The sequence below is a fragment of the Amycolatopsis vancoresmycina genome, assembly GCF_000716785.1.
GTDB lineage: Bacteria > Actinomycetota > Actinomycetes > Mycobacteriales > Pseudonocardiaceae > Amycolatopsis > Amycolatopsis vancoresmycina.
The window spans coordinates 130,065-149,626 of record NZ_JNYY01000006.1 but is presented as its reverse complement, the minus strand read 5'-3'; the positions used below and the strand labels follow the sequence as shown (position 1 = coordinate 149,626).

The 19,562-nt window shown below is 70.6% G+C and carries 19 protein-coding genes; 8 read left to right on the top strand and 11 right to left on the bottom strand.

The genetic code is table 11. The features are described 5' to 3' along the window. Positions 1 to 9: 9 nt before the first annotated feature. Complete coding sequence (locus tag OO60_RS15720) at positions 10 to 1,668, top strand: AMP-binding protein (RefSeq protein ID WP_004559998.1); 1,659 nt, start codon at positions 10 to 12, stop codon at positions 1,666 to 1,668. Between the two features lie 76 nt (positions 1,669 to 1,744). Here OO60_RS15720 and OO60_RS15715 read toward each other — a convergent pair whose 3' ends face one another. Beyond that, the gene (locus OO60_RS15715; RefSeq protein ID WP_004559997.1) at positions 1,745 to 2,716 is read right to left on the bottom strand and encodes a R2-like ligand-binding oxidase; all 972 of its coding nucleotides are present in this window, start codon (positions 2,714 to 2,716) and stop codon (positions 1,745 to 1,747) included. After that, a complete protein-coding gene (locus tag OO60_RS15710; RefSeq protein ID WP_004559996.1) occupies positions 2,713 to 3,312 on the bottom strand; it encodes a TetR family transcriptional regulator in 600 nt (199 codons plus the stop codon). The genes OO60_RS15715 and OO60_RS15710 overlap by 4 nt, the downstream gene beginning before the upstream one ends. A 95-nt stretch (positions 3,313 to 3,407) precedes the next feature. Between OO60_RS15710 and OO60_RS15705 the strand changes: the two genes are divergently transcribed. Beyond that, a complete protein-coding gene (locus OO60_RS15705) occupies positions 3,408 to 4,025 on the top strand; it encodes an HAD family hydrolase (RefSeq protein WP_004559995.1) in 618 nt (205 codons plus the stop codon). Here the strand turns inward: OO60_RS15705 and OO60_RS15700 are convergent. After that, on the bottom strand, positions 4,022 to 4,258 hold the full coding sequence (locus OO60_RS15700; RefSeq protein ID WP_004559994.1) for a hypothetical protein: 237 nt from the start codon (positions 4,256 to 4,258) through the stop codon (positions 4,022 to 4,024). The two genes, OO60_RS15705 and OO60_RS15700, sit on opposite strands and share 4 nt — an antisense overlap. Before the next feature lie 131 nt (positions 4,259 to 4,389). Between OO60_RS15700 and OO60_RS15695 the strand changes: the two genes are divergently transcribed. Further along, positions 4,390 to 4,776: a cold-shock protein gene (locus tag OO60_RS15695; protein ID WP_004559993.1), complete on the top strand. Its 387-nt coding sequence runs from the start codon at positions 4,390 to 4,392 to the stop codon at positions 4,774 to 4,776. On the opposite strand, the gene OO60_RS15690 is transcribed toward OO60_RS15695, so the two are convergent. From OO60_RS15690 to OO60_RS15680, 3 genes are read right to left on the bottom strand one after another with little or no spacing between them, the layout of a single operon-like run. Continuing rightward, on the bottom strand, positions 4,773 to 5,249 hold the full coding sequence (locus OO60_RS15690; protein WP_033261574.1) for a DUF2771 family protein: 477 nt from the start codon (positions 5,247 to 5,249) through the stop codon (positions 4,773 to 4,775). The two genes, OO60_RS15695 and OO60_RS15690, sit on opposite strands and share 4 nt — an antisense overlap. A 10-nt stretch (positions 5,250 to 5,259) precedes the next feature. Then, positions 5,260 to 7,134, bottom strand: coding sequence for an MFS transporter (locus OO60_RS15685; RefSeq protein WP_033261573.1), 1,875 nt, complete (start codon positions 7,132 to 7,134; stop codon positions 5,260 to 5,262). A gap of 50 nt (positions 7,135 to 7,184) precedes the next feature. After that, complete coding sequence (locus tag OO60_RS15680) at positions 7,185 to 7,952, bottom strand: glutaminyl-peptide cyclotransferase (protein ID WP_033261572.1); 768 nt, start codon at positions 7,950 to 7,952, stop codon at positions 7,185 to 7,187. A gap of 51 nt (positions 7,953 to 8,003) precedes the next feature. Between OO60_RS15680 and OO60_RS48335 the strand changes: the two genes are divergently transcribed. Further along, positions 8,004 to 9,803: a DUF3027 domain-containing protein gene (locus OO60_RS48335; RefSeq protein ID WP_033261571.1), complete on the top strand. Its 1,800-nt coding sequence runs from the start codon at positions 8,004 to 8,006 to the stop codon at positions 9,801 to 9,803. Continuing rightward, the gene (locus tag OO60_RS15670) at positions 9,800 to 12,613 is read left to right on the top strand and encodes a sacsin N-terminal ATP-binding-like domain-containing protein (RefSeq protein WP_033261570.1); all 2,814 of its coding nucleotides are present in this window, start codon (positions 9,800 to 9,802) and stop codon (positions 12,611 to 12,613) included. Before OO60_RS48335 ends, OO60_RS15670 begins: the two co-directional genes overlap by 4 nt. 8 nt (positions 12,614 to 12,621) lie before the next feature. Here OO60_RS15670 and OO60_RS15665 read toward each other — a convergent pair whose 3' ends face one another. After that, a complete protein-coding gene (locus OO60_RS15665; protein ID WP_003088242.1) occupies positions 12,622 to 12,849 on the bottom strand; it encodes a DUF2530 domain-containing protein in 228 nt (75 codons plus the stop codon). Between the two features lie 82 nt (positions 12,850 to 12,931). On the opposite strand from OO60_RS15665, the gene OO60_RS15660 reads away from it, so the two are divergent. Beyond that, on the top strand, positions 12,932 to 14,401 hold the full coding sequence (locus OO60_RS15660) for an NCS2 family permease (RefSeq protein ID WP_003088239.1): 1,470 nt from the start codon (positions 12,932 to 12,934) through the stop codon (positions 14,399 to 14,401). Here the strand turns inward: OO60_RS15660 and OO60_RS15655 are convergent, their stop codons facing one another. Continuing rightward, positions 14,402 to 14,995 (bottom strand): hypothetical protein, encoded by a 594-nt coding sequence (locus tag OO60_RS15655; protein ID WP_003088236.1) that lies wholly within the window; start codon positions 14,993 to 14,995, stop codon positions 14,402 to 14,404. It lies immediately after the preceding gene. Positions 14,996 to 15,095: 100 nt separating this feature from the next. Here OO60_RS15655 and OO60_RS15650 point away from each other — a divergent pair, with 100 nt between their 5' ends. Together OO60_RS15650 and OO60_RS15645 are read left to right on the top strand one after the other, a co-directional pair. After that, on the top strand, positions 15,096 to 15,527 hold the full coding sequence (locus OO60_RS15650) for a MarR family winged helix-turn-helix transcriptional regulator (RefSeq protein ID WP_003088232.1): 432 nt from the start codon (positions 15,096 to 15,098) through the stop codon (positions 15,525 to 15,527). A gap of 107 nt (positions 15,528 to 15,634) precedes the next feature. After that, positions 15,635 to 16,891, top strand: coding sequence for an MFS transporter (locus OO60_RS15645; protein ID WP_033261569.1), 1,257 nt, complete (start codon positions 15,635 to 15,637; stop codon positions 16,889 to 16,891). A 235-nt stretch (positions 16,892 to 17,126) separates the two neighbouring features. On the opposite strand, the gene OO60_RS15640 is transcribed toward OO60_RS15645, so the two are convergent. The 3 genes from OO60_RS15640 to OO60_RS15630 form a co-directional block, all read right to left on the bottom strand. Further along, positions 17,127 to 17,939, bottom strand: a complete 813-nt coding sequence (locus tag OO60_RS15640; protein WP_003088229.1) for an arylamine N-acetyltransferase family protein — start codon at positions 17,937 to 17,939, stop codon at positions 17,127 to 17,129. A gap of 104 nt (positions 17,940 to 18,043) precedes the next feature. Next, complete coding sequence (locus OO60_RS15635) at positions 18,044 to 18,667, bottom strand: superoxide dismutase (protein WP_003088226.1); 624 nt, start codon at positions 18,665 to 18,667, stop codon at positions 18,044 to 18,046. A gap of 189 nt (positions 18,668 to 18,856) precedes the next feature. Continuing rightward, positions 18,857 to 19,516 carry a biliverdin-producing heme oxygenase gene (locus OO60_RS15630; RefSeq protein ID WP_003088223.1) on the bottom strand — a complete coding sequence of 220 codons (660 nt, stop codon included), beginning with the start codon at positions 19,514 to 19,516 and terminating at the stop codon, positions 18,857 to 18,859. Positions 19,517 to 19,562 lie beyond the last annotated feature (46 nt).

Genomic DNA, 19,562 nt, shown 5'->3' with positions numbered 1-19,562 from the left:
GGAGGCACCATGCCTGACGCGCCCGCCCTGCCGAGCTACGCCTCGGGGACCTCGGAGGTCCCGCTGCTCGGGGACACCATCGGCGACAACTTCGACCGGACGGTGGCCGCGTTCGGTGATCGCGACGCGCTCGTGGACCGGGCCGCCGGCAGCCGGTGGACCTACCGGGAGCTGGCCGCCGAGGTCGACGCGCTGGCGCTGGGCCTGGTCGCGCGGGGCATCGGCAAGGGCGACCGGGTCGGGATCTGGTCGCCGAACCGGGCGGAGTGGACGTTCCTGCAGTACGCGACGGCCAAGATCGGCGCGATCCTGGTCAACATCAACCCGGCGTACCGGTCGCACGAGCTGGAGTACGTGCTGAACCAGGCCGGGATCCGGCTGCTGGTCGCCTCGGACGCGTTCAAGACGTCCGACTACCCGGCGATGGTCGACGAGGTCCGCGAGAAGTGCGCCGCGCTGGAGCACGTCGTGATCCTCGGCGGCGAGGACTGGCAGGAGCTGCTGGACGCGGGCCGCGGCGGCGACCGGGCGCAGCTGGCGCACCTGCAGGCCGGGCTGTCGGCCGACGACCCGATCAACATCCAGTACACGTCCGGGACCACGGGCTTCCCCAAGGGCGCCACGCTGTCCCACCACAACATCCTCAACAACGGCTACTTCGTCGGCGAGCTCTGCAATTACACCGAAGCGGACAAGGTGTGCATCCCGGTGCCCTTCTACCACTGCTTCGGCATGGTGATGGGCAACCTGGCCTGCACCAGCCACGGCGCCTGCATGGTCATCCCGGCGCCCGCGTTCGATCCGAAAGCGACCCTCGAAGCCGTCGCGGCCGAGCGGTGCACGTCGCTCTACGGCGTGCCGACGATGTTCATCGCCGAGCTCAACCACCCGGACTTCGGCGAGTTCGACCTGTCGTCGCTGCGCACCGGGATCATGGCGGGCTCGCCGTGCCCGGTCGAGGTGATGAAGCAGGTCATCGACCGGATGGGGATGAGCGAGGTGTCCATCTGCTACGGCATGACCGAGACGTCCCCGGTGTCGACGCAGACCCGCGCGGACGACTCGATCGAGCGCCGCGTGTCGACGGTCGGCCGCGTCGGGCCGCACCTGGAGGTCAAGGTCGTCGACCCGGAAACCGGCCTGACGGTCCCGCGCGGCGAGCCGGGCGAGCTGTGCACGCGCGGGTATTCGGTGATGCTGGGGTACTGGGAGCAGCCGGACAAGACGGCCGAGGCGATCGACGCGGCCCGCTGGATGCACACCGGCGACCTGGCCGTGATGGACGCCGACAGCTACCTCAACATCACCGGCCGCATCAAGGACATGGTCATCCGCGGCGGCGAAAACCTGTACCCGCGCGAAATCGAGGAGTTCCTCTACACGCACCCGGACATCCTGGACGCACAGGTGATCGGCGTCCCGGACGAGAAGTACGGCGAAGAGCTGATGGCGTGGATCCGGATGCGCGAAGGCGCTTCGCCGCTGACGGCGGAGAAGGTGCGCGAGTTCTGCAGCGGGAAACTCGCGCACTACAAGATCCCGCGGTACGTCCACGTCGTCGAAGAGTTCCCGATGACGGTGACCGGGAAGGTCCGCAAGGTGGAGATGCGCGAGAAGTCGATCACCCTCCTGGGGCTGGAGCAGGCCGCCGCCACCCGGCACGCCTGACCGCGACCGGCAGACGTCGCGAATGACTCATTCGGGACCTCCGACGTCCCGAATGAGTCATTCGCGACACCCGGCGTCAGGAAACTGCTGCGGCGGCCGCCTCCGCGATCGCCTTGGCGTCTTCCTCGCCGAAGGTCTCTTCGAGGTGCTCGGGCGAGTAGTCGAGGTCGATCTGCTCCACCGGCATCCCGCGCGCCGACTCGATCGCGCCGAGCCGGCGCTGGGCGCGGTCCGCCGCGTACTGGATGATCTCCTGCGGGTCGTTGTCGAACGGGAGCTCTTCGAACTGGTCCTGCACCCACTGGATCATGTTCAGCGCGTGCGGCAGCAGCTCGCCCATGCGCTGCTGCACGGCGTCCCACAGGGAGTCGTCCGCGGCGACGTGCCGTCGGCAGGTGAACGTGCCCCAGGCCATGTGGCGGCGCTCGTCGTCGCCGATGCGGCGGACCAGTTCCTGCATGCCCGGCAGGATGTCGTGCTGGGTGCAGATCAGCTGCCACGAGTAGTAGCCGGTCAGCGCCAGGCTGCCCTCGATCACGTGGTTGTACGTCACGCTCGCGCGGATCTGGTTCAGCGGGCTGGGGTCGTCCTCCAGCGCCCGCAGCGACTGCGGCAGCTCTTCGTAGAACAGCTTGCGGTAGTGCGGGTTTTCGGCGACGAACGGGTGGAGGTCGCCGGTCAGCCCGACCGCGTCCATCCAGCGCCGGAACACCTCGGTGTGCTTGGCCTCTTCGAAGCAGAACTGCGTCAGGTACATCTCGTCGCCGAACCGGCCGGTCGCCGACATCGCGCGCATGAACGGCTGGATGTCCTCGGTGACGGCCTCTTCGCCGGCGATGAACTGCGCGACCAGGTACGTCGTGCTGCGTTTCTGCTCGTCGTTGAGCGTGTCCCAGCCCTCGCGTTCGCGGCTGAAGTCGATGTCCGCCGGGTTCCAGAACTTCTTGTTGCCCTTGACGAACAGGCGCAGCGGGAACGAGTCCCAGTTCAGCCCGCCCCGGCGCAGGGAGGAGAAGCCGGTCCGCAGCTCCGGCAGCGTGTCGGTCATCGTTTCACTCCATTGTGGACGAATTGGCGGATGGCGGGTGCCACGACGGCGGTGACGGCGTCGGCCGCCTCGGCCGCCGAGTGCGTGGAAAGCACCAGGTGCGACAGGGAAAGCCGGACGACGGTCTCGGCGAGCAGGGCCGCGCTTTCGGCGGACAGCTCCGGTTCGAACTCCCGGTACTGCTCGGCGGCGAGGTCGGCGGCCGCGGTGAGGATCGGCTCGCCCTTCGTCGTGAGCAGGGGCAGCAGGTCCTCGCCGGCCTCGGTGCCGAGCGCCGCCGCGACCAGGCGGTTCTCCCGCGCGTGCTCGATCGTGTAGACGACGGCGTGGTGGATGCCCGCCAGGAGCCCGTCCGCCGTTTCGAACCGCTGCCGGATCCCGTCGAGGAACTCCGACGCGGTGCGCAGCGCCACCGCCTGGGTCAGCGCCGCCTTGTTGCCGAACTCGTTGTAGACCGTCTGCCTGCTCACCCCGGCCTTCGCGGCGACGTCGGCCATCCGCAGGCCCGCGTGGCCCCGGTCGGGCAGCAGGTCGGCGGCGGCGTCGAGCAGCGCTTCGCGCAGGGACGCCTTCGTCCGCTCGGTGAAGCTGGTCACACCCTCACCTTGACACAGATCACTCCGGTGTCAAGGCGCTGTACATGATCGGTCGAAGTGTAAAAATGTCGGTGGTGGCGGCTAACGTGTCGGTTGTGGGCATCACCGTGGGGTTCGACCTCGACATGACACTGATCGACGCCCGGCCGGGCATGGCCGCGGCGATGAACGCGCTGGGCGCCGAATCCGGCCTGCCGCTGGACGGCGAGGCGTTCGCGGCCAACCTCGGGCCGCCACTCGACGACATCCTGCGCGGCTTCGAAGCGCCCGAGGAACGCATCCCGGGGCTCGTCGACCGGTTCCGCGCGATCTACCCCGAGGTGGTCGTCCCGAGCACGGTCGCGCTGCCGGGCGCGGTCGAGTCGCTGCGCGCGGTGCACGAGGCCGGCGGGCGCACGCTGGTCGTCACCGGGAAGTACGGGCCCAACGCGCAGCTGCACGTGGACGCGCTCGGCCTGGCCGTCGACGAGGTCGTCGGCGAGCTGTGGTCCACGCAGAAGGCCGAGGCGCTCCGGGCGCACGACGCCCGCGTGTATGTCGGAGATCACGCGGGCGACATCCGGGGTGCGCTGGCCGCCAACGCGATCGCGGTCGGTGTCACGACGGGGCCGTGCGATCGCGCGCTCCTCCTGAGCGAAGGAGCGGAGGTGGTGTTCGAGTCGCTGACGGAGTTCCCGGCCTGGTTCGAGAAGACGTTCGCGGCGGTCGGCTAGTTCTTGGCGCGAGCCTCGATCACCAGGGCGATCAGGCCGAGCAGCAGGCCCAGCGGCGTGATGACCCCGGCGGCGACCGACAGCCAGATCGGCAGGTTCTCCAGACCGGCGGCGAACATGATGAACACCGCCAGCACGGCGAGCATGCCGAGGCCGAACAACCCGATGCCGACGCGCATCAGGAACGGTTTGCCGGGAGCGGCCACGGCGGCCTCCTTCGTCGTGGTCTTCATGACGGAAGAGGGTATCCGCCGGTATCGACTTCTCCCCAGGGTGTGTGGCGAGATACCCTTTACCCAGCGCGCCCTGGGTACGCCCCGGGCGCGTTAGTCGTGAGCGGACAGCAGAAGGACTGGTGAGGGAAGTGCCGACCGGCAAGGTCAAGTGGTACGACGCGGAGAAGGGGTTCGGGTTCGTCACGCAGGACGGTGGCGCCGACGTCTACATCCGCAAGGCCGCGCTGCCGCAGGGCGTCGAGGGGCTCAAGGCCGGGCAGCGGCTCGAATTCGGCGTGGCCGACGGCCGCCGCGGGCCGCAGGCGCTCTCCGTCCGGCTGCTCGACCCGCCGCCGTCCGTCGCCGAGGCGCGCCGCCGCCCCGCCGAGGAGCTGCACGGCCTGATCGAGGACATGATCAAGCTGCTGGAGCTCAAGGTGCAGCCGGACCTGCGGCGCAACCGCTACCCGGACCGCAAGCACACCAAGCAGATCGGCGAGATCCTGCGCGCGGTCGCCCGGGACCTCGACCCCTAAGCCTCCAGCCGGAGTCCCCAGACGTCGCTGGGCAGCAGGCCCGACTCGCCGGTTTCCGCGTTGAGCACGGCCGTGTACTTCTGCACGTCCACCGCCGAAATGCGGTCGGCGGGCGTCGGCGGCGTGACCGTGTAGGCGTAGCGGTCCAGCGACGTGAACGGGATCGGTTCGCTCTGCTTGAACTCGCCCTGCGGGGTGACGTACTCGTAGACGATCTGCCACGGCGCGTCGGCGACCTCGCCGGGCACCGAGATCTGCACCGGCTTGCCCGGGCGGACCTTCAGCGTCTGCGTGTCGCCCTTGGCGCTGCACGGCTGCGCGAGCTTCTGCGAGTAGTCGCAGCTGAGCACCGGCGTGGTGTTGATCGTGTGGCCGTCGGCGTAGAAGGTCACCTCGGCCGGGCCGGGGGCCGAGCACCCGGCCACCGCGAACCCACCGGCCGCAAGCAGGGCCACCACCCGGGAACGTCGCATGCCGCGGAGCCTACCGGCGGGGCGCCGGGTCCCTGGGCAGGCCCTGGGCCGGGAAGCTCCCGGTCGGCTCCGGCCGCAGCGGCCGGTCGCCGCCGAGGCCCGGCACCAGCGAGCCGCCGCGGCGCACCAGGTACGTCTGGGTCAGGCCGACGGCCAGCACGACCGTGATGACCAGGAAGCCGATCCAGTACGTCGGCGGCAGCAGCAGGCCGACCGCCCCGCCGAGGCACCACGCCAGCTGCAGCACGGTCTCCGAGCGGCCGAACGCCGACGCGCGCGACTCCTCGGGCAGGTCCTCCTGGATGACGGCGTCGAGGCTGATCTTGGCCAGCGCGCTGGCGGTGGCGCCGATCAGGCCGACGATCGCGGCCGTGGCCAGGCCGGGCAGGATCGTCGCGACCAGCGCGGCCAGCACGCAGCCCGCGACGCAGCCGACGATCACCTGGTCGGGGCTGCCGAAGTGCAGGCGCGAGCCCAGCGCGTTGCCGAGGAACCCGCCGGCCCCGGCGGCGGCGCCGATCACGCCGAGCAGCAGCAGCTGCATGAACGGCGTCTGCCCGCTGCCTTCGGTCTGCGCCTTGACCGCGAACGCGGCGAACATCATCAGGAAGCCGGTGAGCACGCGCACCGAGCCGTTGCCCCACAGCGCGACGACGATGTGGCGCCCCAGCGGCTGACGGCGTTTCTTCTCCTTCGGGTGGGCCGAAAGCGACGTCGGCACCTCGCCCTCGGTCGCCTCCACCCAGGCCGGGATCCGCATCGACTGCACGGCGGCGGCGACGCAGATCAGCGCGGTGAACCACAGCGCGCCCGCCGAGCCGGTGATCGCGTTGACGCCGCTGGCCAGCGCGCCGAACACGCCCGCGGCGACCAGGCCGAACGTGGTCAGCCGGGCGTTGGTCTTGGAAAGCGTGATCTCCGACGGCAGCACCCGCGGCGTCACCGCCGCCTTGAGCACGGTGAACGACTTCGAGAGCACCATCATCCCGAGCGCGGCCGGGTAGAGCAGCCAGTCGTCGAAGTGCAGCGCCATCACGACGGCCATCAGCCCCTGGCCGACCGAAGACGCGCACATCGCCAGCCGCCTGCCGCGCTGCACCTTGTCGAGCGCCGGCCCGATCACCGGCGCGACCAGCGCGAACGGCGCGATCGTGATGAGCAGGTAGAGCGCCACCTTGCCCTTGCTCTCGCCGCTGGTCGCGGCGAAGAAGAGCGTGTTGGCCAGCGCGATCGCCATCGCCGCGTCGCTGGCGTAGTTCAGCATCACGGCGTAGGTCAGCGAGGTCAGGCCGGACTTTTCGGCACCATCGGCCTTCGTCGCGCGCTGGAAGGCGTCGACGGCCTGGCCGGTGAGCTGACGGCTGCGCATCGCCGCCACCCGCGTGACGGTGATCTTCTTCGGCAGCTTCGGCGTGCCGCCGGGCGTCCGCGGTTCTTCGCGCGGCGGCGCTTCCGGCTCCGGCGGCCGCGGCTCGCCCGCGTAGCCACCGGTGTCGTAGTGCTCGTATTCACCGCTACCGGGACGGCGTTCGCCCTGGTAGAAGCCACCGGGCGGCGGCTCGCGGCGCACCGGCTCGGTGCGGTGCGGGTCGTAGGGCCGCGCCCCGCGCGGGGGCGGCGGACGGCGGGTGGCGGCGGTGGGCGCCTCGTTCGCGTTCGGCACGCGGCCGTCGTGGAACCCGCCGCGCGGCGGCTGGACGGGCCGTTCGACGCGGGTCGGCGGCGGCGCGCTCTGGTGCTCGACGCGGGTGGGTGGCGGCGCGGCCGCGTCCCGCCAGTCCCTGGCCTGCGCCGCGCCGGGCTCCGGCGTCCAGCGCCGCTTGGACTTCCGGCCGCGCGGCTGACCCGGCGGGGTGCCGTCGGAGCGGGAGCCGAAGAGTGCCACGTGTCAATCCTGCCTCATCGGCGGCCGGTTCCGCCTGCTCATCCGTGCTTTCACGCCGGAACCGGGACGAACCTCACCCGGAACGTGACCGGCCACTGCTTCCCGGTGAGCAGGAAGTCGCCGCTGCCCGGAACGGCGGCGATACCGTTGAGCACGGCTTCGGCGCCCGTCGCGTTCACTTTCGCGCGCAGCTGACCTGCGTCGATCGTCCCGGTGATGCGCCCGCTGGCGGCGTCGATCCGCAGCACGGTGTCGGTGTGCCAAACGTTTGCGTAGACGTCCCCGCCGACGCACTCCAGTTCGTTGAGCTGGTCGCGGCCGACGTCGACGCTCCCGGTGACGGCGAAGGTCTTCGGATCGCGGAAGGTGAGCCGCGAGGAGCCGTTGCTCATCACGAGGCGCCCGCCGGCCTGGTGGCAGAGGCCCCAGCCTTCGCCTTGGAAGGGCACGCGCCGCAGCTCGGCGAGGGTCTGCGCGTCGCGTTCGATGGCGAAGCCGTCCTGCCAGGTGAGCTGCCACAGCGTGGGCCCGAGAACGGTGACGCCCTCGCCGAACAGTGGTGACGGCAGGGTGGCGGTGGTCCGGGGCGGCCCGCCGGCCGGGCCCGCGGTGAGGGTGGACTGCCCGGCGAGCCCGGTGCTCTCGTAGAGCGTGTCACCGGCGAACTCGAGTCCTTCGGTGAAGGCGGCGGGGTCGTGCGGCAGGGTCTCGACGACCTGCACGGTGAGCCGTGCCGGCCCGGGTTCCTGCGCGGGGGCACTGGCACAGCCGCCGAGCGCGGCGGCCAGCAGCAGGGAGGTGACGATCGGCGTGCGCACGATGAACAGCCTGGCACGGGCGCCGCGGATGCGTGCGGCACAATTGGCCGCATGACTCTGCTGCTGACCCTGGACGACGGTTCCGTGCAGCGCAAACTCGCCGATGCGGTGGAGTTCGCGCGAGCTGCGGTGCTGGAGGACGCACCCGAGGAGCAGCTCGGCGGGCACGTGGGGGTCACCCGCGAAGACGCGGTCACGGCGAGTCACCTGTTCGAGGCCCAGGTCCCGGGCTACGGAGGCTGGCGCTGGTCGGTGACGGTCGCCCTGGCGGGCGACGACGAGCCGGTGACGGTCAGCGAGGTCGTGCTGGTCCCGGGCCCATCGGCCCTGGTGGCCCCGGCGTGGGTGCCGTGGGAGCGCCGCGTCCGCGCGGGCGACCTGGGCGTGGGCGACATCTTCCCGACGGACGAGAACGACCCCCGCCTGGCCCCGGCATACCTCCAGTCGGACGACCCGGCGGTGGAGGAGACGGCCCGCGAGGCAGGCCTCGGCCGGGTCCACACGCTGTCCCGGTTCGGAAGGACGGAGGCGGCGGCCCGCTGGCACGCAGGCGAGTTCGGCCCGCGCTCGGATATGGCCAGGAGCGCCCCGGACGTGTGCGGGACGTGCGGGTTCTTCGTGCCGCTGGCGGGTTCGCTGCGCGGAGTGTTCGGAGTGTGCAGCAACGACATAGCCCCGGCGGACGGCCACGTGGTGGACGTGGAGTACGGGTGCGGAGCGCACTCGGAGGTAGAAGTCGAGGTGACGTCGTCGGTCCCGGTGGCGGAGCTGGTGTACGACGATTCCTTGTTGGACTTCGCGCCGGCGCCGGAGGTGGTCGAGGCAGCGGCGGCTGAGGGGGAGACGGGGGTCGCGGAGTCGGACGTGTCGCCGGCGGAGGTGGAGCCGGAGGTCGCGGCAGAGGTTGCGCCCGCGGCGGCGGTCGCGGAGGCACCGGCTGAGCCGGCGGGGGTTGCGGCGGCACCGGCCGAGGCCGAGCTGCCGGCCGCAGAGCCGGTGGTTGCGGAGCCAGCGGAGTTTGCGGCGACACCAGTCGAGGCCGAGCCGGCGGTAGCAGAGCCGGTGGCGGCGGAAATTGCGGAGGCGCCGGTCGAGGTGGCTGCCGCCTCGGAGCCGGTGGAAGCGCCGGTCGCGCCGGCAGCTGCGGAGCCAGTGGCGGCGGAGGCCGAGCCGGTTGGGGCGGTGGCTGAGCCGGTCGCGCAGGCGACCCCGGCGGCGGCCGACGAGGTTGCCGAGCCGGTGCAGGCTGAGGCGACGGATGCGGCCGAGGCGGGGGCGACCCCGGAGCCGAGCGAAGCGCCGGAGCCAGTGGTGGCAGAAGGGTTGGAGGCCGAGCGGGCGGCGGAAGCCGAGCCCGCTGGTGCGGTGGCTGAGCCGGTCGAGCAGGCGACCCCGGCCGACGAGGTTGCCGAGCCGGTGCAGGCCGATGTGACCGATGCGGCTGAGGCGCTGACCGCGCCGGAGCCCGTGGTGGCGGAGGTTCCCGAGCCCGCAGAGGCCGAGCCGACTCAGGCTGAGGTGACCGATGCGGCCGGCCTGTCGGCTGCCCCGGAGGCGGCTGAGCCGGTGGCGGTTGAGGTGCCGGAGCCCGCGGAAGCGGAGCCGACTCAGGCTGAGGTGACCGATGTGGGTGACCTGGCGACCGCCCCGGCGGTGGCCGAGCCTGTCGCGCCGGAGGCTTCGGAGCCTGCCCCCGCGGTTGGTGAGGTTCCGGAACCTGCCGAAGCCGAGCCCAGTCAGGCTGAGGTTACCGATGCTGTCGACCGAGGGGCGCTCGATGGTGAGACCTCCGCGGTCACCGAGCCCGCCCAGCCCGATGAAGCGCAAGCTCAGCTCGACACCGACCGGTGACCGATCCCGCGACCGTCGCCGCTGATCCGTTTGGGACCGCGGCGCTTCGGGACACCACCCTGCGTTCGTGGCGGGAGTCGCCCACTCGGCTCATCGAGGACACCAACGTCGAGCGTGATCTTCGCGTTGGTGCCTATCGGGATCGGCTCTTCGTCGAACTCGCCCAAAACGCCGCCGATGCTGCCATGGCCGGTGGGGTGGCCGGTCGGGTTCGGGTGTCCCTTGTGGACTCCGAACTCCGATTCGCCAACACCGGTGCGCCGCTCGATGCGCGGGGTGTTGCGTCGCTCGCTTCGCTGCGGGCCTCCGGTAAGACCGGTGGCACCGTAGGGCGCTTCGGTGTCGGCTTTGCCGCCGTGCGGACCGTTTCCGATGAGCCTCGCGTTCTCTCCGCCACCGGCGGTGTTGCCTTCTCCGCCGAACGTACCCGGGAAGCCGCGGGCGTCGACGGGGACGTTCCCGTCCTGCGCCTGCCCTGGCCCGTTCCCGCCGACGTTCCGGCCGGCTTCGACACCGAGGTTCGGCTTCCGCTGCGCGACGGCGTTGACGGGCGACAGCTTCTCGATGAGCTTGCCGGGGATGTCGGTGATCTGCTGCTCGCGCTGCCGTGGCTGGCCGAGTTCGAAGTGGACGGTCGCGTTTGGACACGTGCGGCCGATGGTGATGTTGTCGAGATCCGGGGTCCGGTCAAGAAAACGCGCTGGCTGATCCATCGTGGTGACGTCGTCTGGGCCGTTCCGGTCGCCGACGACGGCACGCCGGAGCCGCTTGAGGAAGACGTTCTGCGCGCGCCCACTCCGACCGATGACGGGCTTTCGCTGCCCGCCCGGCTTCTCGCTTCCGTTCCCGTTGAACCCTCGCGTCGGCGGGTGCTTCCCGGGGCTGAACTGACGGAAGCGCTTGAGCGGGCTGCGAAAGAGTACGTCGGGCTGGTCCGGCTCCTGCCTGCCGAACACCGGTTCGCCCTCGTTCCCGAGCCCGGGTTCCCGAAGTCTGCCGTGGACGCCAAGCTGCGCGACGAGGTTCTCGCCACGCTCAGCGCCGAACCCTGGCTGTCCACCCAGGACGGCGTTGAGGTCTCCGGTCGCCAGGCTCGGGTGCTCGACGTCGACGTGCCCGGACTGCCTGCGCTGCTCGCCGACGTCGTGCCCGGGTTGCTGAAGGGGTCCGCGCCCGCGCAACTGCTGAAAGCCGTTTCGGTGCAGGTGATCGGCGTCGAAGAAGTGCTGGAAACGCTGACTGGGGTCGCGAAGGACCCTGGCTGGTGGCGGGATGTTTACGCGGCCCTCGCGATCGCCGTCGAGTCGCACGCACTTACCGGGGAACGGCTTGATGGGCTGCCGGTTCCGCTTTCGGATGGCCGGACGCTGCCCGGTGCTCGCGGCTGCCTGCTTGTGGAAGGCTCCGCCGAGCTGCTCGACCTTTTGTCCGATGTGGACATTCCGGGGCTGCGGCTGGTGCACCCCGCCGCGTCTCATCCGCTTCTGGAACGGCTGGGGGCCAAGCACGCCGACGCCCGGGAGCTGCTCAACGCCGATCAGCTGCGGGACGCCGTCGAACGCAGTGTCGAGGACGTTCGGTCCGGTTTGGACGGTACGACGCTCGCCGGGGCCGTGCTGCGGTTGATCGCCGACTGCGGGGACGATGCGCCGCGCTGGGCCGGTGCCCTTGCCCTGCCCGGCACCGATTCCTGGCGCCGGGCCGACGAGCTCGTCCTGCCGGCGTCGCCCCTGCTGGACATCTTCGACGAAGAGGTCTTCGAGGAGGACGGTGCGCTCGACGTCCTCGACGAGGACTTCGCCGAGGACTGGCCGCAAAGCACGCTCGAAGCCGCCGGGGTGCTCGACTCGTTCGCGGTCGTCGACGATGACGAACCGCACGAGCCCGACCACGACCTGCCCGACGAAGAAGCCTGGTGGGACTCGCTGCCCGAGCCACCCACGACGCTGGTCGCGATCCGGGACCTCGATCTCGTCGCCGACGACGCCTGGCCCGCGGCTCTGCGCCTGCTCGCGTCACGACCCGGGACCTGGCACGCCCTGCGCGCGCCGCTGGGGCACGCGGCCTGGTGGATCGCCCAGTACGCCGTGCTCGAAGGGGCCGCGCCGAACGAGTGGCGGCTGCCGGACGCCGATCTGGCCGGCCTGTTCGACGAGGTTCCCGATGTCGGCCTGAGCGAAGACCTGCTCAAGGTCGCCGGCGTGCGCGCGGACCTCAGCCTATCCACTGTGGACGAGGCGGCCGACCTTCTCGACCGGCTCGCCGACCCGGCCCGCGTGGTTTCGCCGGGGCTGGCGACGCGTGCCTACGACGCCGTCGTCGAGTCCGGAACGGAGCCGGGTGCCCCGCGGGGCGTCCGGGCCGCCGACGGGTCCGTTGTGGACGATGCGGTGGTCCTGGACGTGCCGTGGGTCGCCGGGGCGCTCGAACCCGGGCGGTACGTGGTCGCTCCCGAGGACCCGGAGCGGCTCGCGGACCTGCTCGACCTGCCGCTCGCGAGTACCGAGGAAGCCCGGGTCACCAGCGAAGGCGAGTACGCGCCCTGGGCCGAGCTGCCCGCGCTGAAGCTCGTCGCGGACCAGCTCGGCCTCCGGCTGCCCGAGGGCGGCGTCCTGGTGCACGATCCGCTCACCGTGCGCATCCAGGACACCGAACACGACGTCCAGTGGTGGTCCGACGGCCGGCTGCACGCGGCCGACACGTCCGATGGGCTGGCGCGCGCGTTCGCCTGGGCGGCCGGGCGCTGGCCCGACCGGCACCTGATCACGGCGCTGCTCGACGACCCCTCGCCGCGGACGCTCCTCGCGTAGCCGTAACCCTAGAGGCGCTGGGCCGACTTCGAGCCGCGGCGGGCGGCGGCGCGCTGCCAGGCGATGATCGCCATGCCGACGAAGCCGAGCGCGAAGCCGGACAGCGCCGTCTGCACCCACAGCCCCGAAGTCGTGAAGAAGAGCACCACCAGCGCGACAGCCCAGATCGAGGTGCCTACGATCACCACCGGCGTCAGGTCGGTCAGCCTCTTGGGCAGCTCCGGCGTGTGCCGCAACGAGCCCGTAACCTCCGGTGGATTGATCGGTTCACTCACGAGGTGCAGGGTACTCCGCAGCAGCGAGAGAATGGGCAGGCGAATGGCGGAGCAGGAGACGACCCGCGCGGGGACGTCCACACTGGACCGGTTCTTCAAGATCACCGAGCGGGGCTCGACCGTGCCGCGCGAACTGCGCGGCGGGCTGGTCACCTTCGTCACGATGGCCTACATCGTGGTGCTGAACCCGCTGATCATCGGCAGTTTCTCGGCCGACGACGCGGGCGCGCACAAGGACGTCCTCGGCGGCATCCTCCCGGTGCCGCAGGTCGCCGCGGTGACCGCGCTCGTCGCCGGGGTGATGACCATCCTGATGGGCCTGGTCGCGAACTACCCGTTCGCCATCGCCACCGGCCTGGGCATCAACAGCCTGGTCGCGGTCACGATCGCCCCGCAGATGACGTGGCCCGAGGCGATGGGCCTGGTCGTCATCGAGGGCGTGATCATCGTGCTGCTCGTGCTCACCGGGTTCCGCACCGCGGTGTTCCGGGCCGTGCCCGCCGCGCTGAAGTCGGCGATCGCCGTCGGCATCGGCGTGTTCATCTGCCTGATCGGCCTGGTCGACGCCGGGTTCGTGCGCCGGCTGCCGGACGCGGCGCACACCACCGTCCCGGTGGGCTTGGGCATCAACGGCTCGATCGCCTCCTGGCCGACCGCCGTGTTCGTCGTCGGCCTGCTGGTCACCGGCATCCTCGTGGTGCGGAAGGTCAAGGGCGCGATCCTGATCGGCGTGCTCGCGTCGACCGTGCTGGCCATCGTCGTCGAGGCGATCGTCAAGGCCGGGCCGTCGCAGGGCACCAACCCGAAGGGCTGGAACCTCGGCTACCCGGCGCTGCCGGACCAGGTGCTCGGCCTGCCGAACCTGTCCCTGGTGGGTGACGTCTCGTTCGGCGCCTGGACGCGGCTGCCGATCATCACCGTCTGCCTGCTGGTGTTCACGCTGGTGCTGGCCGACTTCTTCGACGCCATGGGCACCATGACCGGCCTCGCCAAGGAGGCCGACCTGCTGCCGGCGGACGGCCAGCTGCCCAACGTCGGCAAGGCGCTGTTCGTCGAGGGCCTCGCGGGCGCGGCCGGCGGCTTCGGCTCGGCCAGCTCGAACACGGTGTTCGTCGAATCGGCGTCCGGCATCGCGGAGGGCGCGCGGACCGGCCTGGCCAACGTCGTCACCGGCGTGCTGTTCATCGCCGCGATGTTCCTGACCCCGCTCTACCAGGTGGTGCCGGTCGAGGCGGCCGCGCCGGCGCTGGTGGTGGTCGGCGCGATGCTGATGTCGCAGGTCCGCGACATCGATTTCACCGACTACTCGATCGCGCTGCCGGCGTTCCTGACCATCGTCGTCATGCCGTTCACGTACTCGATCGCCAACGGCATCGGTGCCGGCTTCGTCAGCTACGTCGTGATCCGCGCGGCCACCGGCAAGGCGCGCCAGGTGCACCCGCTGATGTGGGTGATCGCGCTGGCCTTCGTGGCGTACTTCGCGGTGGGGCCGATCCAGGCGGCGTTCAAGTAGTCAGCCCGCGTCGGCGACCTGGAGGGCCTTGGTGAGGACCGGCAGGTTCGCCTCGAAGACCGGCTGCGGGGCGTCGTAGCGGATGGTGATCAGGACCTCCCCGGTCCCCACCCCGACCTCTCGGACCTGCCGGGTGACGCCCTGCTTCCGGTACGTGAAGTCCCACTGCCCGGCATCGCACGACCCGACGGCTTCCCGGCCGGCGATCGAGGTCAGCCGGTAGTCCGGGGGCTGGTTCGCCTTGGCCAGCGCCCGCAGGCCGCTCACCGGGTCTTCCTGCGTGAGCGGCACGCGGTCGGTTTCGAGCACCACGCCGCTCGCGGGGGCGCGGTAGGTGGCGTGGTCACCGACGTGGTCGGACGGCCAGGGCGGCACCGGGATCGCGAAGTTCCAGCCGCGGCCGTTCGCCACGTCGGGGAAGCGGTAGACCTCCTGGTGCTCGACCTCGATGGACGGCGCGGCCGTCGAAGGCGAAGGCGAAGGCGGCGGTGGTGCGGCCGCGGGAGCCGGGTCACCGCCGCCCAGGAACTGCGCCGCCACGATCGCCAGGACCGCCACGCCCACCACGGCCGTGCCCGCCAGCTTCTTGTTCATCCGACCCCCAGGTCTCGTCCTGGAGAGGACGCACGGCGTCACCGGGGGTTGCGGCGGAGATCACCCGTGCGGCCGCAGATTCGTAAGGTATGCTAACTATATGTCCGGCGACACGCACGAACGCTCCTTGGCGAGCCGTCTGCGTCTCGCGGTGGTCCGGCTCAACCGCCGGCTGCGGGCACAGCGCGTCGGGGACGACCTCACGCTGACGCAGGTCGCCGCGCTGTCCACCCTCCACAAGTGCGGTGCGCTGACCCCGGGTCAGCTCGCCGCCAAGGAAGGCGTCCAGCCACCTTCGATGACGAGGGTGATCGCCGCGCTCGAAGAGCTGGGGTTCGTCGAGCGGCGCCCGCACCCGACCGATGGCCGGCAGGCCATCGTCGAGCTGTCCGAGAGCGGGCTGGCCTACGTGCAGAAGGCCATCTCCGTGCGGGAGGCGTGGCTGGACCGGAAATTGGCGGAACTCGGCGACGAAGAGCGCGAAGTGCTCTCCAAAGCCGCCGAAATCATCGACAGGATGGCGGGGAACTAACCACGGTGACGGCCACGGGTAGCGAAACCAAGCGTTCGATCCAGACCACTGCTACCCGGGACACGGCCCCACCGCCGTCCGCCTCACCCCCAAGTCAGCGCGGCGGCATGTTCGCCTCCCTGCGGGTCCGCAACTACCGGCTGTTCTTCACCGGCCAGGTCATCTCGAACATCGGCACCTGGATGCAGCGCATCGCCCAGGACTGGCTGGTGTTCACCCTCAGCGGCAACAACCCGATCGCCCTCGGCATCGCGGTCGCACTGCAGTTCACCCCGACGCTGCTCCTCTCGCTGTGGGCCGGCGTCCTCGCCGACCGCGTCGACAAGCGGCGGCTGCTCACCTGGATCCAGACGGCGGCGTGCCTGCAGGCCGCCGTGCTGGGCGTGCTCGACATCAGCGGAATCGTCGCGCTGTGGCAGGTCTACGTCCTGTGCTTCACCCTCGGCGTGACGGCCGCCCTCGAGGTGCCCACGCGGCAGTCGTTCGTCGCCGAGATGGTGGGCCGCGACCAGATCGCCAACGCCGTCGCGCTGAACTCCTCCATCTTCAACATGGCGCGGATCGTCGGGCCGGCGATCGCCGGGTTCGCGATCACCTGGATCGGCACCGGCTGGCTGTTCGTCGCGAACGCGCTCAGCACGGTCGCGGTGATCATCGGACTGGTCCTGATGAACCCCGACAAGCTGTTCCGCGTCGCCGCGGTGCCGCGCGAGAAGGGGCAGCTGGCCGAGGGCCTGCGGTACGTCCGGCGCCGGTCGGACCTGATGACGGTAATGGTGCTGGTGCTGTTCGTCAGCACGTTCGGCATCACGTACTTCAGCTCGCTCCCGATCGTCGCGGCGAACGTCTTCCACACCGCGGCCGACGGCTACGGCCTGCTGTCGACGCTGGTCGCGGTGGGCACGTTCACCGGCGCGATCATGTCGGCCCGCCGGGGGACGAAGGGCAGGCCGCGGGTGCGGCTGATGCTCGTGTCGGCGTTCTTCCTCGGCGTGTTCGAGCTGATCACCGGGTTCATGCCGACGTACCTGACGTTCGGCCTCGGCCTGATCCCGCTCGGCTTCGCCACGATGACGTTCCTCAACACGGCGAATGCGCTGGTGCAGACGTCGGTCAGCCCCGAGATGCGCGGCCGTGTGATGGGGCTGTACGTGCTCGTGCTGATCGGCGGCAACCCGGTCGGCGGCCCGATGGTCGGGTGGATGGCCCAGGAGTTCGGCGGGCGGTCTCCGTTCTACATCGGCGGGGCGGTTTCGGCCGTCGCCGCGGTGGTGTGCGCGGTGGTGCTGATCCGGCGGGGTGGCGTGTCGTGGCCGGTGACGCGGGGGCTGGGGTTGCGTGTGCTGAAGCGGGCGAAGGTCTGACGGGGCGTGTCGGGTCGAGTTCATGGCGTGACCGTATCGGCGCCCACCGACAAAACGCGGGGATCGAACACCCGGTGTCCCTCGAAAGAGTGAGATCGGGGTCTCCGAGCCGAACCTCTTGCCGTCGAAGATGAGGTTAGGCTAACCTCATACATGTCCGCTTCGTGGTGGGAGCGGCAGTCAGTTCGGGAACGGACGGAGCCCCGGCCCTGGGAACCCCAGGCCGGGGCTTCGTTCACGTCAGCGCAGTGTCCGGCTGGGGCGCGCCGGACGTCAAGGGACTCTCACCCGGCGGTACCGGCAGCCGCGTCAACGTCATCCCGAAGTACACGCGGTACGCCAGGTGGATCGCGTCCGGGGAAAGCAGCCGGACCTCGTTCCGGACGCCGTCGACCGTCTCGATCAGACGGTCGCCCGACAGTGTCACGCGGCCCTGGGACGTCGGGCGGGAGCACGTCAGCGACTGCGTGAAGTGCGACTCCGGCGACGTCGTCTGCCACCACGCCATCGGGACGAAGTCGGCCAGCGGGCGCGGGCGCCGCTCCAGGCGGTACTGCGGCTCGCCGTCCCGCAGGACGTCGATGTCGCCGTGCGGGGCGTCCAGCAGCAGGAATTCGCCGTCCGGGTCCAGCTGGGGGTCCACGGAGAACAACGGCAGCGGGTGCCGGGCGAACCGGCCGAAACCCACGTCCACCAGCCAGTCCCCGGAGTCCAGGGCGACGACGATCGCCGCGTGGTCCAGTGGCGGGCCGGGCGTGCCGTCGGCGTGGAACACCTGGGCCGCGTGCAGGGAAGCGTCGTAGCCCAGCGCGCGCAGCAACGCGGCGAACAGGCCGTTCAGCTCGTAGCAGAACCCGCCCCGGCGGCGGTGCACGACCTTCTCGAACAGGGCGTCCTCGTCCAGGACGACCGGCTCGCCGAGGTGGCTGCTCAGGTTCTCGAACGGCACCGCGGCCAGGTGGCGTTCCTGCAGGAGACGCAGCGTCGCGAGGTCGGGTGCCGCCGGCCGGGCGACGCCGAGGCGGTCCAGGTACGCGTCGATGTCCATGCGTTCAGCCAAACACCTCGACCGCACTCGAGATCAAGGGATTTTCACCCGCCGACGAAAAACGGGGCCCTCCCGGAAGGAGGACCCCGTTCGGCGAGCCGGGCTCAGCCGAGCAGCAGGCCGTTGCCGCCCGCGACGGCGTTGTCGAAGCGCTTGGAGATCTCCGCCCAGTTGAAGATGTTCCACAGGGCCTTGACGTAGTCCGGCTTCACGTTCTTGTAGTCCAGGTAGAACGCGTGCTCCCAGACGTCGACCAGCAGGATCGGCACGGTCGGCAGGATCAGGTTGTTGTGGTGGTCGCGCAGCTGCTGGGTGATCAGCGTCTTGCCGATCGGGTCCCAGGACAGCGCGCCCCAGCCGTTGCCCTGGATCGTGGTCGAGACGGCGGTGAACTGCGCCTTGAACTTGTCGAAGGAGCCGAACGCCTCGTCGATCGCCGCGGCCAGCTCGCCGGTCGGCTTGTCGCCACCCTCCGGCGACAGGATCTTCCACCACACGACGTGGTTGGCGTGGCCGGCCAGGTTGAAGGCCAGCGTGGTCTCCAGGCCGACGATCGAGCCGAAGTCGTTCGCTTCGCGGGCGGCTTCGAGCTTGTCGAGCGTGTCGTTCGCGCCCTTGACGTAGGTCGCGTGGTGCTTGCTGTGGTGCAGCTCGTTGATCTCGCCGGAGATGTGGGGCGCGAGGGCGCCGTAGTCGTAGTCGAGATCGGGCAGCTCGTAGCGGGCCATTGGCCCTCCTTCTGTCTTCGACACAAGTTTCCGGTACCGAACCTAGTAGCACACGCCCCTCCGCGGCGAGCGGGGGCGCATCGTGATCACCGCCTGGGATGACCGGCTCGTGGGTGGCGTACCCGAGGGTCCGGCACCCGAAACCGAGCCTGCTACCTGGACTTAACTGGAGGTCAACGACGTGTGAGATCAGGCACGGAACTCGTCGAGCCGCGAAGCCAGCTCGTCGAAGACGGCGACGTTGCACTCGAACGCCACGAGCGTCTCGTCGATCACGCGGGCGCGCTCGGCTTCGTCCCACGGCGCGTTGTCCAGCTTGGCGCGGTAGGCGTCGCGGAAGCGGGGCGCGCTGCCGATGCCCTCGAAGTGGTAGAAGAGCGCGCCCGCCTCGGCGACGTCGTACTGGCGTTCCAGCAGCCGCCGGATCGCCTGGCCGCCCGCGATGTCGCCCAGGTAGCGCGTGTAGTGGTGCGCCACGTACCCGCCGGCCCACGACGACGCTTCGCGGATCCGCGAGACGTACTCGCGCGTGGAAGCGAGCGGCGTGATCGTCTCGCGCCAGTCCGGGCCGACCAGGTGGGCGAGGTCGCGTTCCAGGTTCGGCAGCCGGCGCAGCTCGTCGAAGACGAACTCGCCGCCGACGCTGTCGCCGGCCATCCGGTCGCTCGCCGCCTCGATTGCGCCGTAGACGAAGTAGTACTGGATGGCCAGCTGGGTGTAGCCCTCCTGGGTCAGCTCGCCGCCGAGGAGGGCGCGCATGTACGTCGAGTAGTTCGCTTTTTCGTGCACCTCGAGCGTCGACGCGCGCAGGGTCGCCGAGAACGGGCGGGCGTCCGTGGTCACCGTCATGGCAGGCCTCCCGGCGATCGATCTGACAGGCTGTCAGAAAGATCGT

Bases quoted from the DNA above. Each gene is read 5' to 3' on its own strand.
- OO60_RS15645 (WP_033261569.1), top strand. From the start codon at position 15,635: ATGTTCGCCTCCCTGCGGGTCCGCAACTACCGGCTGTTCTTCACCGGC.
- OO60_RS48335 (WP_033261571.1), top strand. From the start codon at position 8,004: ATGACTCTGCTGCTGACCCTGGACGACGGTTCCGTGCAGCGCAAACTC.
- OO60_RS15720 (WP_004559998.1), top strand. From the start codon at position 10: ATGCCTGACGCGCCCGCCCTGCCGAGCTACGCCTCGGGGACCTCGGAG.
- OO60_RS15660 (WP_003088239.1), top strand. From the start codon at position 12,932: ATGGCGGAGCAGGAGACGACCCGCGCGGGGACGTCCACACTGGACCGG.
- OO60_RS15715 (WP_004559997.1), bottom strand. From the start codon at position 2,716: ATGACCGACACGCTGCCGGAGCTGCGGACCGGCTTCTCCTCCCTGCGC.
- OO60_RS15630 (WP_003088223.1), bottom strand. From the start codon at position 19,516: ATGACGGTGACCACGGACGCCCGCCCGTTCTCGGCGACCCTGCGCGCG.
- OO60_RS15640 (WP_003088229.1), bottom strand. From the start codon at position 17,939: ATGGACATCGACGCGTACCTGGACCGCCTCGGCGTCGCCCGGCCGGCG.
- OO60_RS15650 (WP_003088232.1), top strand. From the start codon at position 15,096: ATGTCCGGCGACACGCACGAACGCTCCTTGGCGAGCCGTCTGCGTCTC.
- OO60_RS15700 (WP_004559994.1), bottom strand. From the start codon at position 4,258: ATGAAGACCACGACGAAGGAGGCCGCCGTGGCCGCTCCCGGCAAACCG.
- OO60_RS15655 (WP_003088236.1), bottom strand. From the start codon at position 14,995: ATGAACAAGAAGCTGGCGGGCACGGCCGTGGTGGGCGTGGCGGTCCTG.
- OO60_RS15635 (WP_003088226.1), bottom strand. From the start codon at position 18,667: ATGGCCCGCTACGAGCTGCCCGATCTCGACTACGACTACGGCGCCCTC.
- OO60_RS15690 (WP_033261574.1), bottom strand. From the start codon at position 5,249: ATGCGACGTTCCCGGGTGGTGGCCCTGCTTGCGGCCGGTGGGTTCGCG.